At 41.5% G+C, this 14,663-nt stretch carries 14 protein-coding genes, 1 tRNA gene and 1 pseudogene; 6 read left to right on the top strand and 10 right to left on the bottom strand.

The features are described 5' to 3' along the window. Nucleotides 1-113: 113 nt before the first annotated feature. The 7 genes and pseudogenes from IR135_RS09255 to IR135_RS09225 all read right to left on the bottom strand — a co-directional run bounded on the left by IR135_RS09255 (nt 114) and on the right by IR135_RS09225 (nt 5,047). Complete coding sequence (locus tag IR135_RS09255; protein WP_135098826.1) at nt 114-1,670, bottom strand: helix-turn-helix domain-containing protein; 1,557 nt, start codon at nt 1,668-1,670, stop codon at nt 114-116. Nucleotides 1,671-1,805: 135 nt separating this feature from the next. After that, nucleotides 1,806-2,075 (bottom strand): amidohydrolase family protein, encoded by a 270-nt coding sequence (locus tag IR135_RS09250; protein ID WP_318272341.1) that lies wholly within the window; start codon nt 2,073-2,075, stop codon nt 1,806-1,808. A gap of 73 nt (nt 2,076-2,148) precedes the next feature. Next, entirely contained in the window at nt 2,149-2,601 is a 453-nt protein-coding gene (locus IR135_RS09245) for a GNAT family N-acetyltransferase (RefSeq protein WP_135098822.1), read from the bottom strand. 40 nt (nt 2,602-2,641) lie between these two features. Further along, a complete protein-coding gene (locus IR135_RS09240) occupies nt 2,642-3,022 on the bottom strand; it encodes a VOC family protein (protein ID WP_135098820.1) in 381 nt (126 codons plus the stop codon). Between the two features lie 21 nt (nt 3,023-3,043). Next, the gene (locus tag IR135_RS09235; RefSeq protein WP_135098818.1) at nt 3,044-4,120 is read right to left on the bottom strand and encodes an ABC transporter permease; all 1,077 of its coding nucleotides are present in this window, start codon (nt 4,118-4,120) and stop codon (nt 3,044-3,046) included. Beyond that, nucleotides 4,117-4,839 (bottom strand): annotated as a pseudogene (locus IR135_RS09230) (ABC transporter ATP-binding protein). The gene IR135_RS09235 and the pseudogene IR135_RS09230 overlap by 4 nt, the downstream one beginning before the upstream one ends. A gap of 136 nt (nt 4,840-4,975) precedes the next feature. Beyond that, nucleotides 4,976-5,047: transfer RNA gene (locus tag IR135_RS09225), tRNA-Val, on the bottom strand. 161 nt (nt 5,048-5,208) lie between these two features. On the opposite strand from IR135_RS09225, the gene IR135_RS09220 reads away from it, so the two are divergent. The 5 genes from IR135_RS09220 (at nt 5,209) to IR135_RS09200 (ending at nt 10,033) form a co-directional block, all read left to right on the top strand. Then, the gene (locus tag IR135_RS09220) at nt 5,209-6,537 is read left to right on the top strand and encodes an MFS transporter (RefSeq protein ID WP_135098816.1); all 1,329 of its coding nucleotides are present in this window, start codon (nt 5,209-5,211) and stop codon (nt 6,535-6,537) included. A gap of 20 nt (nt 6,538-6,557) precedes the next feature. Continuing rightward, a complete protein-coding gene (locus IR135_RS09215; protein WP_135098814.1) occupies nt 6,558-7,499 on the top strand; it encodes an ornithine cyclodeaminase family protein in 942 nt (313 codons plus the stop codon). Between the two features lie 202 nt (nt 7,500-7,701). Further along, on the top strand, nt 7,702-7,980 hold the full coding sequence (locus IR135_RS09210) for a hypothetical protein (RefSeq protein ID WP_135098812.1): 279 nt from the start codon (nt 7,702-7,704) through the stop codon (nt 7,978-7,980). Then, nucleotides 7,961-9,049, top strand: coding sequence for a tellurite resistance/C4-dicarboxylate transporter family protein (locus tag IR135_RS09205; RefSeq protein WP_228063479.1), 1,089 nt, complete (start codon nt 7,961-7,963; stop codon nt 9,047-9,049). The genes IR135_RS09210 and IR135_RS09205 overlap by 20 nt, the downstream gene beginning before the upstream one ends. A gap of 144 nt (nt 9,050-9,193) precedes the next feature. Beyond that, nucleotides 9,194-10,033, top strand: a complete 840-nt coding sequence (locus IR135_RS09200; protein ID WP_135098810.1) for a PPK2 family polyphosphate kinase — start codon at nt 9,194-9,196, stop codon at nt 10,031-10,033. A 261-nt stretch (nt 10,034-10,294) separates the two neighbouring features. On the opposite strand, the gene IR135_RS09195 is transcribed toward IR135_RS09200, so the two are convergent. From IR135_RS09195 to IR135_RS09185, 3 genes are all read right to left on the bottom strand, one after another. Continuing rightward, the gene (locus tag IR135_RS09195) at nt 10,295-11,425 is read right to left on the bottom strand and encodes an alcohol dehydrogenase catalytic domain-containing protein (protein WP_135098808.1); all 1,131 of its coding nucleotides are present in this window, start codon (nt 11,423-11,425) and stop codon (nt 10,295-10,297) included. A gap of 138 nt (nt 11,426-11,563) precedes the next feature. Next, nucleotides 11,564-12,346: a hypothetical protein gene (locus tag IR135_RS09190; RefSeq protein WP_115885211.1), complete on the bottom strand. Its 783-nt coding sequence runs from the start codon at nt 12,344-12,346 to the stop codon at nt 11,564-11,566. Between the two features lie 11 nt (nt 12,347-12,357). Further along, a complete protein-coding gene (locus IR135_RS09185; RefSeq protein ID WP_135098806.1) occupies nt 12,358-13,710 on the bottom strand; it encodes an IS1096 element passenger TnpR family protein in 1,353 nt (450 codons plus the stop codon). A gap of 471 nt (nt 13,711-14,181) precedes the next feature. On the opposite strand from IR135_RS09185, the gene IR135_RS09180 reads away from it, so the two are divergent. Further along, a complete protein-coding gene (locus tag IR135_RS09180) occupies nt 14,182-14,637 on the top strand; it encodes a hypothetical protein (RefSeq protein ID WP_135098802.1) in 456 nt (151 codons plus the stop codon). Nucleotides 14,638-14,663 lie beyond the last annotated feature (26 nt).

The raw sequence follows: 14,663 nt of genomic DNA, 5'->3' as shown, positions 1-14,663 counted from the left end.
CTCCTCTTCTTATATTTTAAATATTACTAATAGACTGACTATTATCCATTGATTTTTTCTACAAAAAATAAGCCATCTTGTTGTAAAACATCAACAAAATGACTTTAAAGAAATTAATTATTCTTTTCATAAAGCTTTACAGCCAGTACTAACAATGCAAAATTTGAACTTTTATTTATATCCATATTTAACAATTCATTAATTTGTCTGAGACGATACCTCACTGTATTTGGGTGAATGAACAATTCTTCTGCTATAGCTTTTACGTTGAAGAAATGTGTTAAACAGCTATTTAATGTTTTTAATAAATCACCGTCTTTTTTCAGGTCATATTCTATAATCGGCAGTAAGAGTTCGTTATCTAATGATTTCAGCAGCGGCAGTTCTTCAATATTATATGCCACTTTTTCTATCCCAATATCATTCCACGACGCCATTAATTTACCATTATCTTTTGCAGATAACATAGCTGTCCTGGCTTGAGTATTCATTTTACTTATGTCAGCCAAGGAAATATTTTCTAATTTAGCGCTGAGTCCGATTGCATGAGCATTATACATAGACAGCACTTCCAAAAACTCATTGACATCGTCCTGTTCTTCCAAATATGCGATTTGAGTATCATTATAAATCCATGTTAAGACGTTCGAGCTCTTTTCCATAAAAACTGTACTAATTGTATTAAAGGATTCGTTAAGAACTTCATCATTTAAAAATTGTACTCGTATACAGTAACTTATTTTAGATACAGGTATGTAAAAGTCATTTTCTTTCAGGTTATTACTTTCATTTTCAATTAAAGTTTCAAATTTTTTAATATCTTTAAGTTTTAGATGGTTCTCACTGATAGATCTTTTACTTCCCATCATACTGATTGCTTTAATGCCCATTTTGATTACTTCATCGTTATAAAGATTCGTTAATATTTCTTTACTAAATATCAGATATCCGATGAATGATTTCTTCGAAATATTCGAAGTAATAGGCGTAACATTTAAAGTGATGTTTTTATCAGCTATAGCTAACTGTAGATCTCTTTTTAAAAAACGTGACTGGAGCAATTTCTCTTTATACTTCGAAGTTAATCTGCTCGTTAAATAATCCATATATTCCTGACTATGCGCAGGGTCTTTCCAGACTGCTTTCACCTTCATATAAGGATCCAACAAAATAATGTTTTCCTTAATATAGTTACCTATTAAATTGATAATATAGCCGGAATCCTTTCCCATAAAAACAGATTCCAAGATTTTGTCATTCAATTTATAAATTTCATAGCTCCTCAAGTTCAGCTGCTCATTTTCGAGCTGGTTAAAAATATCGAGAATTTTATGATAAGGAATATTCACAGGAATACTGAATAAGGGCATGTTTAATTCCTTACAATGCTTTATTACCGCTTTAGGTACTTCTTTGTAATGTGCCTTATGAAAACCTATAGCCAGAATACCAAGTTTTTTTAGCCAGCTGATTTGCTCACAAATATCATTTAAACTCTTAAATGATTGAAAAGTGCTTAAAACTAAACCCTGCGGTTTAAAATTATAATTTTTCTCCGGCAACTCTAAAATCGTTATATAGCTTACTTTACTCTCTATATTGTCCTTGCCTGTGATGAGTTCGATTCCCAGTTTTTCAAATTCCCCCGACATTTTGCTGATTTCTATCATAATTGAGTCCCCTTTAATTATGAAAATCAAAATTTACTAAGTTAGAATTAGTTATAGCCAATATATCAACAAAAAATGATTTTATTAAGTATATTAAAAAAACCAGACCCTTTTAGAGTCTGGTTCAACGTACATTTATTTCACCAACACAGGTTTCCCTTGCAATTCTTCTACAATTTCACCATTCTCCATTACAGTTACACCATTTACAATAGTTGCGACTGGTTTACCCGTAATTTCTTTTTCATCATAGGCAGTTACCTTACTCTTACTGTGCAGCTTTTGTTTATCAATCTTCCACTTTTGATCCATATCGACAATAGTAATATCCGCATCACTACCTGTTTGTACTGTTCCTTTTTGCGGGTACATACCGTATTCTTTCGCAGGGTTGAATAATAATATGAGAGATTAGCCTTCAATGACGGACCAATCTCTCAGCTTAATCAGCATCCTTTTTCTTGTCGAAAGTAAAGTTTCAGCTCCGATACCACATCACATGCTCATTATTCTCTTCATCAAACTCCTGCTCTTCAAATCCCAGCGACCTGAGCAGTGTTCCCATCACTTCGTTTCCTTTCACATAATCTGCAATGAGAACATCAAACCTGTCATCGCTTTCAAACATCTCCATCACTTTTTCAACAATCGCTCTGCCGTATCCCTTACCCTGATAGTCTTTATCCACCATCATCCGCCAGATCATCAGTTCTTTCTCTTCTGCATCTTCATCCAGCAGTATAAAGCCTACAACTGCTTCACCGTCTTCAACCGCATACGGGAACACATCCCCTGCTTCCCGGTAGAGATACGCATCTGCGATCGACCGGACATTCGGCGCAATGAATTTACTCTTATCCTGTTCATCTGTAATCTTCAGCTTCAATACTTTTTCATAATTATCTTCATTAATTTCCGCAAATTTTATCATAAAAATTATACCCCTGCTGTTTACTTATTATATTCAGTCCTTAGACCGCTTCACTCACCGCAAAATAATTATCCTGTCCGTCAAAAAAATTAAACGTCTTCATGGCCGGTATTTCCACCAGTTCTCCGACATATACGTCTCTTTCCTTCAGGTCTTCATATACTGCTTCAATATTTTCTACTTCAAACATCAGCGACGGCGTTTCAAGACTCACTTCGGGGCTGTATTTTTCGATAAAAGCGATCGGAAATATTACCAGCGAAGTTTCCGAATTTTCGTCCGGCGCCACTTTATAACCTTTAAAGTTTTCCATTAGACTCAATTCTTCTTTCACCGTAAAGTCCATCTTTTGTGTCCAGAATTCCAGCGCACTATTAGTATCTTCCACATACAGCATTACATTTTTCAGTTTCTTTAGCATGCCATCAGTCCTTTTAAAGATTTAAACTCTGCGGTATTTCTTCAGTCCCAGTATATCCAGCAGCACAAAGACCGCAATGAATACTGCCAGAGCGAGCAGGTCTTCCCATATATACATAAATCCATTACCCTTAATCATCACTTCCGTCAGCGCATCTCCTGCGTATCTCAGCGGAAAGGCATAGCCGATTACACTGATCCAGTCCGCGATATTATCGAGCGGAATAATACCCGAGAAAAATATCTGCGGCACGATAATCAGAGGAATAAACTGCATCATCTGGAACTCCGTATTCGCAAATGTCGAAATAAACATACCGATAGCGAGTGCGCTTAAGGCCAGCAGTATATTAATAGCAAGCACCCAGCCGATGTTCCCTGCAATATTCATATCCAGCAGGTAAATCGAATATAAGACGATGATAATCGTCTGCAGCATCGCGAAAATCCCGAATCCGCTTAAATATCCGATGATAATTTCACTCCGTCTCACCGATGTCGCAAGCATTCTCTCCATCGTTCCCATCGTCCTTTCACGAAGCAGAGCAATGCCGGAAATCAGAAAGACAAAAAAGAATACAAAAAAACCAATTAGAATCGGAAACATCTTATCAAAGAATGTACTGTCTTCGCTGCCGTACAAATAAGTTTCTTCCATACTCATAACCGGCAATTCAGCCTCTTCAGGCAGCGCCCCTAATATCCCTTTCAGCTGTTCATCCTTCATTTCCTCGAGACCTGCACGGATGACCTGTTTTACCGCGCCCGTTTTCGACGGATCTTCATTTTTATAGGTCACATCAATCTTTTCATCCGTTATATTTACAAAAGCATCCAGCTGATCATTATCCAAGAGAGTACTCATGGTCGGAGCCAGTTCATACGGCACCACTTCCACATCATCCGGCAGTCCTTCAACAAAGGTCTGATCAATCGTATCCGGCACACCGAGACGTATATCCGCTTCATTATTCACATCGAATATAAAATACATCAGTGTAATCACAACGAGCGGCGCCAGCATCATCAGCACTAGAGTACGGATATCCCGGAGCAGCTCCCTGATTATTTTTACAATGATTGCACTGAGACGCGTCATGAATCCACCTCCATATTGATGAATACTTCCTCGATTGAAGCCGCCTTAAATTCAGTCATCAGTTCTTTTGGCGTGCCCTGTGCAAAAATTTTCCCTTCAACCAGCAGCGCCACCCTGTCGCACTTTTCCGCTTCGCTCATCACATGTGTCGTCACAATAATTCCCGCACCGCTGCCGGCGAATTCCCGCAGCTGCTGCCACACCGAAAGTCTGAGCTTTGGATCAATCCCAACCGTCGGCTCATCCAGTACGATAAAACCGGGACTGCCAAGCAGGGTGATTGCGAGTGACAATCTCCTTTTCATACCCCCTGAAAACTTTGAGACCGTTTTACCGCCTGTATTTTCCAATTCAACGAGTTTCAGGTTTTTATCGATTTCTTTTTTCAGTTCTTCTCCTTTTAAATTTTTCAGCCGGCCGAAAAATACCATATTTTCATGGGCAGTCAATGTTTCGTAGAGCGCCGTTTACTGACCCATATAACCGATTCTGTCCAGCACTTTCCGCTTTGGCATCTCCTCATTCAGCACCAACGCTTCACCTTCAGTTAAATCTTCCATGCCGAGCATGCAGCGGATGCAAGTTGTCTTCCCCGAACCGCTCGGTCCAATCAGCCCCAGTATTTCCCCGCTTTGCACCTTTAAATTAATATTTGTCAGCACCTGATTAAAGAAAAATTTCTTACCTGCTCCGTGCAGTGATGCAATTATCTCAGCCACAATTATCACGACCTTTATGTATACACTTTTGCTCTCAAATACCCGTTTCTCTATCCAGTTAAGCATAATCGTTCATAATATTGAATACAAAAAAACTGCATGATGCGGGCACATCATACAGCATTTTTACAATTAATGATTCCGAGTGGGATTGAACCACCGACCTCTTCGATGTCAACGAAGCGCTCTCCCGCTGAGCTACGGAATCGTAATTTGTTTACTTATACAGCTTACGTCATCCCGTATTAAAAATCAACTTAATACTGAGATAATCAGATCCATTTTCTATTAATGCCTGAATATTATAATTTTTATAGGCATGAATTTTAATCTGTGCTAATCTATAGCCATACAAAGGGGAGGTTTACTATGGATAGAAAATTGAGAAGAAAAGTATTATCAGCAAGTTTAATCGGTTCATCAATTGAATGGTTCGACTTTTTCCTGTACGCAGCGGTTGCGAGCATCATCTTTAATACGCAGTTCTTTGTGACCGACGATGCATTTCTGTCGACTATACTTGCCTACTTCGGGCTTGCTTTATCATTCTTTATCCGTCCTTTAGGGGGAGTCATCTTTGCACATATCGGTGACAGAGTGGGACGGAAGAAAACATTAATTATTACACTCAGCCTCATGGGGCTCGCCACAGCGGGTATCGGCTTACTGCCTACATATGCTCAAATCGGTGTTGCCGCACCGCTTCTTTTACTCCTGTTCAGATTGATTCAGGGCCTCGGCATCGGCGGCGAATGGGGCGGCGCCCTTCTGCTCGCCACCGAATACGCGCCGAAAAACCAGCGCGGGCTGTTCGGCAGTTTCCCGCAGATGGGAATTCCTATCGGCCTTGTGCTTGCTTACGGCTTTTTCTTTTTACTGACCTGGATTATGCCTGAAGAGATGTTCCTCGCATGGGGGTGGAGGATTCCATTTATCTTCAGTCTGCTGCTCGTTATTGTCGGACTGCTAATCCGTAAAGGGCTCGACGAAACACCCGCCTTTGTGGCCATGCAGAAAGAAGCTGCAGAGAAAAATGAAGTCAGAAGACTGCCTATCATTGAAATATTTAAGAAACACCCGAAAGAAGTGCTTATTACGACCGGGGCGAAATTTGTTGAAACCGGCCCGTTCTATATCTTTACGACCTTCATTGTCGGTTACGGGGTCGCAAGTCTCGATGTATCATTTGAGTTTATGATGCTGTCGATTATGGCGGTATCCGTGCTCACAACGATTATGATTCCCGTAATGGGCAGTCTGTCGGACAGAGTCGGCCGGAGAAAAATGTTTCTGATCGGCGCGGCGGCGATGCTGCTTTATGCGTTTCCGTACTTTTTTATCGTCAATACACATGAACCGATACTCGTTATTTTAGCAACCTTTATCGGACTGGTTGTAATCTGGCCGCCGATTACAGCGATTCTCGGTACGATGTTCTCCGAGTCATTCAGCAAGGAAGTACGTTATACTGGTGTAACACTCGGTTATCAGATTGGTGCCGCAGTGGCTGGAGGATCTGCGCCGCTGATTGCGGAATTTCTGATGAATCAGTTTGACGGCTCAAGTATACCGGTATCGCTTTACATCATTATGACAGCCGTCGTTTCGCTGATTGCGGTATTTGCACTGCAGGGAGAAACGGCGCAGGATAAAGAGGATAGATTAATCAGCGAAGAAAAATTAATGAACGCCGAATAATAATAGATGGAGTGAATACATTGATTACATTGACAGACAAAGAAATAGAAGAGAAATATAAAATCAGCCATGCAATCAAAGACGTCAACGCGATTTTAAAAGATTATAACGAAGACAATATTGTGGAATCCATTCGTACCGTATTGCCTGCAGGAGAAGACAGCTCGATGCTTTACATGCCGTGCATCAGCTTAACTCAGCAGGTATCGATAATTAAGACAGTGTCTATTTTTCCTAACAATAAAAACCTGCCGACGACGCAGGGGAATATTTTAGTAACAGACCTGACAGACGGCGCCCACAAGGCGACGATGGACGCATCGTATTTAACGAGACTCCGCACCGGCGCGATGACAGCCATCGCCACTGATAAACTGGCACGTGAAGATGCCAGAACACTCGGTGTAATCGGGACGGGCAATATGGCCTTCGAACAGGTATTAGGTGTTGTGGAAGTCCGCGATATCCAGAGAATTTATCTCTATAACCGTACACCGGAAAAAGCTGAGCAGTTTAAGGAACGGCTCGAAACATTCGGTATCTGGGCTGATATCGAAGTGATGACGGACGTGGATGCACTCGTTGAACAGAGCGATATTATCAACTGTGCCACGCAGAGCAAGACTCCGGTGTATAATGGTGAACTTCTTAAAGAAGGCACTCACGTTAACGGTGTGGGGTCATTCACCCATGAAATGAAAGAAATGGACCGCACCGCAATTAAACGTGCCGATCATATTTATGTCGATGACATGGACGGTGTGAAAGACGAAGCCGGAGAACTGATTGATGCGGTGGAAGCCGGAATAATCAGCTGGGATGACATCAAAGGTACACTCGCTGAAATATACGACCAGGGCTATTTGCGCCAAAACGATACAGACATCACGATTTATAAATGCGTCGGCGCAGGCTACTTTGATTTAGCAGTGGCAGGTGGCGTTATGAAGATGTTTGCTTAACAAATCTATAATAGGACAGGTGAATCCGAGAGGATTTGCCTGTTTTTTGTTTTAAGAGATAGAAAAAACAGCAGCCTCTCTTCCCGTTTATTCCGTAATGTATCTCCTGCAAAAGATGATGTATAATTTAAACTAAGAGAAAACGTTTATTCATTACACACATATAACCAATAACAAATAATTTCCTTTAGGAGGAAAAACTATGTGGCTACTCATTATTATACTCGCCGGTATTTCTGCCGGAGTAATTAATAATTATTTTAACCATCGTAAAGATATGGAAAAACTTAAATTAAAGCATATCGATAAAGAAATTGAACTCCAGCGGCTGAAACAGGAGAATTATCTGCTGGAAAATGAAGAGATGAGAACTGTCCTTGATAGGATTAAAGAAGATAACAGACGGCTGGAAGCGGAAAAAGACAGCCCATGGCTGATTCAGGAAACCCGAGAGCGTCAGCTTGGGAAAACCGAAGAATAATTCCGATGGAATTGATTTTATTTACTATGAAGAAAGCGTGAAAAACATGATTGAATTTTTACAGCGCCAGTCCCGCCATTTATACCCCGGCTATTTTGCAATGGTAATGGCGACCGGCGCTTTATCATTATCCTTATGGTATTTGGATATTTTATTCGCAGCAGAACTGCTTATGTATTTTAATGTTTTTATATTCGTGCTGCTGCTCGTATTGAACGGTTTAAGATTACTGTTGAATACCCTTGATTTTATGAAAGATCTAAATGATAACGGTAAAGGGCCGGGATTTTTCACTTTAATCGCCGCTTCAGGCGTTTTAGGCAGCCAGTTCGTCATTATAAAAAATATGACTGAGACAGGTTTTATATTCTGGCTTGCGGCTTTTATAATCTGGATAATATTGATGTATACATTTTTCACTTTAATCATTATTAAAAGAGTAAAACCGCTGATTGATGAATCGGTAAACGGCGGCTGGCTCCTCGTCGTCGTATCTACACAGTCACTTGCCGTGCTTGGCACCCTGGCGGCAAATAGTACTGATTTCGCTGAAGTGATGATTTTTATCTCGTTATGCCTCTTTCTTTTAGGCTGTGCTTTATATTTAAATATCATCGCATTTATTTTTTATCGCCTGATGTTTTTAAAAATCGAAGTAATGTCGTTAACCCCGCCCTACTGGATCAGTATGGGTGCGCTTGCGATTACAACGCTCGCCGGTTCTGTTCTTGTTCTTAACGGTTCAGGCATCGTTCCGGAACTGGAAATCTTCATTAAAGGATTTACACTGTTCTTTTGGGCACTTGGCACCTGGTGGATTCCTCTGTTAATTATACTTGGTGTATGGCGTCATATAGTAAACCGCTATCCCCTGTCCTATACTCCTGAATTGTGGGGCATGGCGTTCCCGATTGCGATGTATACAGTCGGCACGACGAATTTGTCGATGGCATTGGAGCTCGAATTTTTAATGATTATTCCGCATGTGACTATTTTTGCAGCGGTACTTGTCTGGCTGCTGATTATGGCCGGCTTAATAAGTCATCACGGGAAAAGGCTGCGGAATTGAATTAGGTGATGGTGATGAACTCGCTTCTTTGACCGAGTAAACGTTCTGCCAGGACAAAGAACTCGCTTCTTTGACCGAGTAAACAGGTTTCCCCCGATTTTAAACGGGTATATCAGGTCATACACTAAAAGAGGAGTGTGACCGATGAATTTATTTGATTATAAAGTACATCACAATGCCAATATAAAATTAAAAGATCATCAATGTTCCGACGGAAAAAAGGAAGAGAACGATTATATAGAACAAAATATTATTCCTCCGCTGGTGGAGAAACTGAAAGAACTTCACCTGAAACTGCATGCCGAAGGAAAAAATGGTATTATGGTTGTCCTTCAGGCGATTGATGCCGCGGGGAAAGATGAAGCAATTTCCTATATTTTTTCAAATTTAAACGCCCAGGGGCTTAAGGTGACTACTTACGGCAAGCCGAGTGAAACCGAGCAGAAGCATGATTACTTGTGGAGGCTTCACGACGGTGAGCCAGAACGCGGGCAGATTGCGATTTTAAACCGGTCCCACTACGAAGATGTGATTGCTACCCGCATTCATGATTTATTGGAAGATGATGACGATGCCGAGATTCAGAGACGCTACCGCCAGATTAATAATTATGAGCAATATTTATCTGAAAATGGATTTTCAGTCGTCAAATTTTTCTTTAATATGTCGAAAGATGAGCAGAAAGAACGCTTTTTAAAGCGGATGAAAAACCCCGATAAGCATTGGGAGTTTTCATTTTCGGATATCGATGACCGCGAAAAATGGGAGGAATATCAGGAAGTTTTTGAAGATATGCTGAACAATACTTCTACAGAACACAGTCCGTGGTATATTCTTCCGGCAGATGACGAATGGCATACGCGCAGGATTATAACAGAAGCGATGATTCATACACTGGAAGATATCAACCCCCGGTTCCCGAAAATCTCCGGAGAAGATAAGAAGAAGCTGGATGAATATATTAAGAAACTCGAGAATGAATAAGAAAAATGCTGACTCCATTACGGAATCAGCATTTTTTTGAATTTAAAGAAGCACGGTGGCACGCGATCATACTTTCTGTGCCGCCGTGGTTTCTCGGTGGCACGCACCCACACTTTCTGTGCCACCGTGGTTTCTCGGTGGCACGCACCCACACTTTCTGTGCCACCGTGGTTTCTCGGTGGCACACAATCATACTTTCCGTGCCGCCGTGGTTTCTCGGTGGCGCGCACCCACACTTTCTGTGCCGCCGCGAGCTCAAATTTACGGTTTCATCACTACTTTAATACAACCGTCTGCACGGTCGTTAAACATCTTGTACATTTTTTCCGCCTGTTTTAAAGGCACGTTATGCGTAATAATGTCCGTCGGATCGACTTTGCCCTGTTCCACCATATTATACAGCTCCGGCATATAGTGAATCACCGGTGCCTGGCCTGCTTTGACTGTTACGTTGCGTGTAAAAATCTTGTGGATTGGATATCCCGTCGCTGGCGTACCGTATATACCTGTCAGCTGGATGGTGCCGAATTTTTTCACCATATCTGTCGCCATAATAATCGGGTCAATCGTACCGACCTGGCCGCCGAGCGTCTTGATGCGGTCTTTACCGGTAATTTCACCGTCCATGCCGACACAGTCGATAACGACTTCAGCGCCGCCTTTTGTAATTTCATGAAGATGTTTGCCGAGGTTATCAAATTGTTTGTAGTTATATACCTCTACATTGTTTGTCTGCTTAGCGTGTGCGAGCCTCATCTCATTATTATCGACAGCGATAACACGATTTGCGCCTTTCATCCAAGCAAACTTCTGTGTCATCAGTCCGATTGGTCCGGAGCCTAATACAATTACTGTATCTCCGCTTTTAACACCGCTGCTTTCAACACTCCAGTAAGCTGTCGGCATTACATCCGACAAGAAAAGCACGCTTTCATCTTCCAGTTCACTTCTTTCCGGAACAACAAAAGAAGTGAAATCAGCGTAAGGAACTCTTAAATATTCTGCCTGATCGCCCGGGTAGTTTCCGAACTGCTCTGAAAACCCGAAATAACCGCCTGTATCCTGATGCGGATTGGAGTTATCACACTGGCTTTCCATCTGATTCTCACAGAAGTGGCAGTGTCCGCAGCTTACGTTAAACGGAATAACAACACGGTCTCCTTTTTTAACTTTCTTCACTCCGGGACCGACTTCCTCAACAATTCCCATAGGTTCGTGACCGATAATATAATCATTCGTAATTGGCATGTTTTTGCGGTATAAGTGAAGGTCTGATCCGCAGATTGCGGTCGACGTCACTTTTATAATCATATCTGTACCCTGCTGGATTTCCGGCGCCTTCATCTTTTTGACTTTGACTTTGTTTTTTCCCTGTACAGTAACTGCTTGCAAATTAGACACATCCTTTACATGATTGTTTGTTATCAATTCCCCACCTCTAACAAGATAAACACAGACAGCAAAAAGCGGTCCCTCTTCTGAGAGACCGCTGTATTACAAAGCCGGTTTTATGCCTATTCCTATTTAGAATTAATTAAAAATTTCTTCTCTGAAGAAATGAAATAATACAAGCGGCAGAATCGCTGCCTGCGGTAGATAAGGCATGATAATTCCCGTAGCAAGGAAGGTATCCCAGTTGCCCTCTTCTTCGGTAAATAAAACTTCACCCCGCCGAATTTTATCTTTAAAACGTGCGAGTTCTTCGTCTTCAAACATCTTAAGTTTTTCTTTAATGTAAGATTTGTGCACGAGCCGCTTCGATATCGCATTAATAATCTGAGCCCGCGTGCTGTACTCTTCCAAATCTAGATCCAGATTTTCTGCAACCAGATTCATATGATCTTCAGTTAAAAGCAGTTCATAAAACTCGATAATCGGATAATCCAGCAGATTGACGGTCGTCGTATATTCCGCGTTATTTAAAGTAACGTTTGATACACTGATGCCGTCAGGCAGCGGCGCCAGATGAATGACCGAACCGAAGTTTCTTAAAATACCGTCGATTACTTCCTCATGCATAACTGCCATACCGTCACCGATATACAGCAGATGATGATTATAGATTAAAAACGGATTCTCATCCGGATTGAACGGCATAGTAATAATATTATCCCCGGTCAGTGCATTTGAATATCGCTTAATCAATTCAATTTCTTCCATTCTTAAACTGTCACCGAGAAGCGTCAAATAGTCATCTGAACTTGCTTCCTCTATTTTTTCTTCTATCAGCTTCTCGAGCCGGGATAAGGATTCACCTACTTTGTCCAGATGTAAATACGTTAAATAAGTTTTGTAGAAGGTTTGTAAATCCATCGTTATCCTCCTTAAGTGATTGGATTGCCTCTGTTGAACAGCCGTGCGAGTTTCTTGTTCACCGCACTGACGGGATAGCGTTCCCGGTAGTTCTTCTGGCGTGCATGGGCGTAGACATTTACGTAGTCCGGATGGTTTTTATCTTCTAGAATGTTTAAAGTTTCGATGAGTTTAGTAACACCGCCGATATTTTCAATTGGCACTGCTCCCCCGTAGCTCACAACTTCCGGAATCGGCTTCGTTATATTCGTCACGGTATCGAGTATAATGTCCACGACGTAATCATCCTCAGAATCATACAGGTACTGAGTATATTCATTAATTAAATATACATCAGTCATCAGAGCATTTTTGTGTGCACCCGCTTCATCATACGCGATTAGATTTTTATCTGTTATGAACTGGCCGCTGCCGATATTATTCCAGCCGAATGCTTCGCAAATAATAATTTCAAGCTCAAGGAAATTCAGGCGTGTTGGAATAGCAATCGTCCGGAAAATTTCCTCACAGCCATTAATCGTACATGTAATGTGATAAGCATTGTAATTCTCGGGCGTTTCCGCTTGTACTTCTTTTCCAATTTTGCTGAAATTCACTTTTTTAAGCGCGCGAAGCACATCCCGGTGCATAACGAGATAATCCTGATGCACTTTAACGAGGAGACCGGTTTCCAGCGCCGTTTGCCAGCGCGGATGATTTTCATAGACCGAGTAATCTTTTTTAATGTTATCTCTGATTTGAGCATAGGCCACTTCATCGAGATGATTCAGAGCGACCGGCAGATATTCCGGCGCCGTGAGATGCGCAATGACTTCATTTAAATAATCATCTTTATACTGTCCGATTGATTTGATGTTCAGTTTTGACATCACATTGCGGAGATCTTTAAATGTTAAATTATTGTAGAGCCAGTAAATCGGCCCGTTATATATTTTATCCAGTTTTGATACATCCTGCGGCCCAATCGTTTCGCTGTCAGGAATCGACATCGGCGTATAGGGAAATATACCGGTTTCCTGCAGTGCGCTGTTCAGCACATTGACCACTTCCGCATGAATAACCCCTTCTGTGCCATTATCCTCCAGAATATACTGATAGTCGATCAGTGTCGGATACTTTCCGGGGAGATACGACACCCTGTGCACATTATCAAATGCAGTCTCAGTCGATAAACGTCTCAAAAGCTTCGCTTCCGCCATCGACAGATGCTCGAACATTTCATGCAAAGCGGACTGTGACTCCAATTCATCCACCTTATATTTTATCAGTGCATCATTCGTCGCAAAATTGCCCGAGTTGAACAAACTTGCCCGTACAAGCTCATTTTCACTTAAATACGTTTGATAAAAAGTCTGTATATCCATGCTGTCTGCCTCCCTGCCCTCTTCATTATAATCATTACTTCTATTTTACACGTAAACCGGGAGTAAATGCATCCCGTGATGCTTATTTGCCCGTGGAGTACGAGGGTGGCGGCGCTGGGGTTGGTGTGAGCGGGTGTCATGTGTATCCCTGACGCGCGGGGTTGGCATGACAGAGTTTCATATGTGTCCGAGACGCGCTGGGGTTGGTGTGAGCGGGTGTCATGTGTATCCCAGACGCGCGGGGTTGGTGTGAATGGAGATCATATGTATCCGAGACGCGCAGGATTGTCATGACAGAGTTTCATATGTATCCCAGACTCGCGGGGTTGATATGAACGGAGATCATATGTATCCGGAGCACAATACTCTCTCTTTCATAAAATTTTTAATGCTGTTCTCCTTCCTCCAAAAAGAAAGATTTTACATTTAATGTTATATTGATATTTACAATAAACTTAAGGGGATGCTTTTATGAACAAAATTTTGCTGACAGTACTAAGTGTTGTTCTTTTGGCAGTGGCGGGATGCGGCGGTGAAGAGTCTGAACTCGATGATAAAACTCTGGGGCTTACCTCACCTAATCCGACTGTTTCTGAGGAAGATGCTGAGAATAAGGAAGTTAAATTTACATCCAATACACCGGTACTCGATTTTGAATCAGCAGGCGATGTCACATTAACATTTAACGGCGCTACATATCCAGGGGAGTATTCTTTAGAAGAAAATAATTTATCAATTACTGTCGAAGATGGGGATGCTTCGATGATAATTGATTTTACTGAATTTGAAGAAAGTGATGATGAATATTTTTTGTACAGCGGAACAGTATCTGATGGTGAATTAAATGAAGGTGACGAGACAAGTCAACTGACGAATGTTTATAAAAACTTTGGCCTCGGTGAGCACTACCTCTTTTTAGAAGAATAATTTAAATTAAAATCTCCCGTGACTCC

The organism is Jeotgalicoccus nanhaiensis (assembly GCF_015235105.1).
Taxonomy (GTDB): domain Bacteria; phylum Bacillota; class Bacilli; order Staphylococcales; family Salinicoccaceae; genus Jeotgalicoccus; species Jeotgalicoccus nanhaiensis.
Note: the sequence above shows the minus strand (reverse complement) of the source record. Positions and strands in the feature narration are given on the sequence as shown.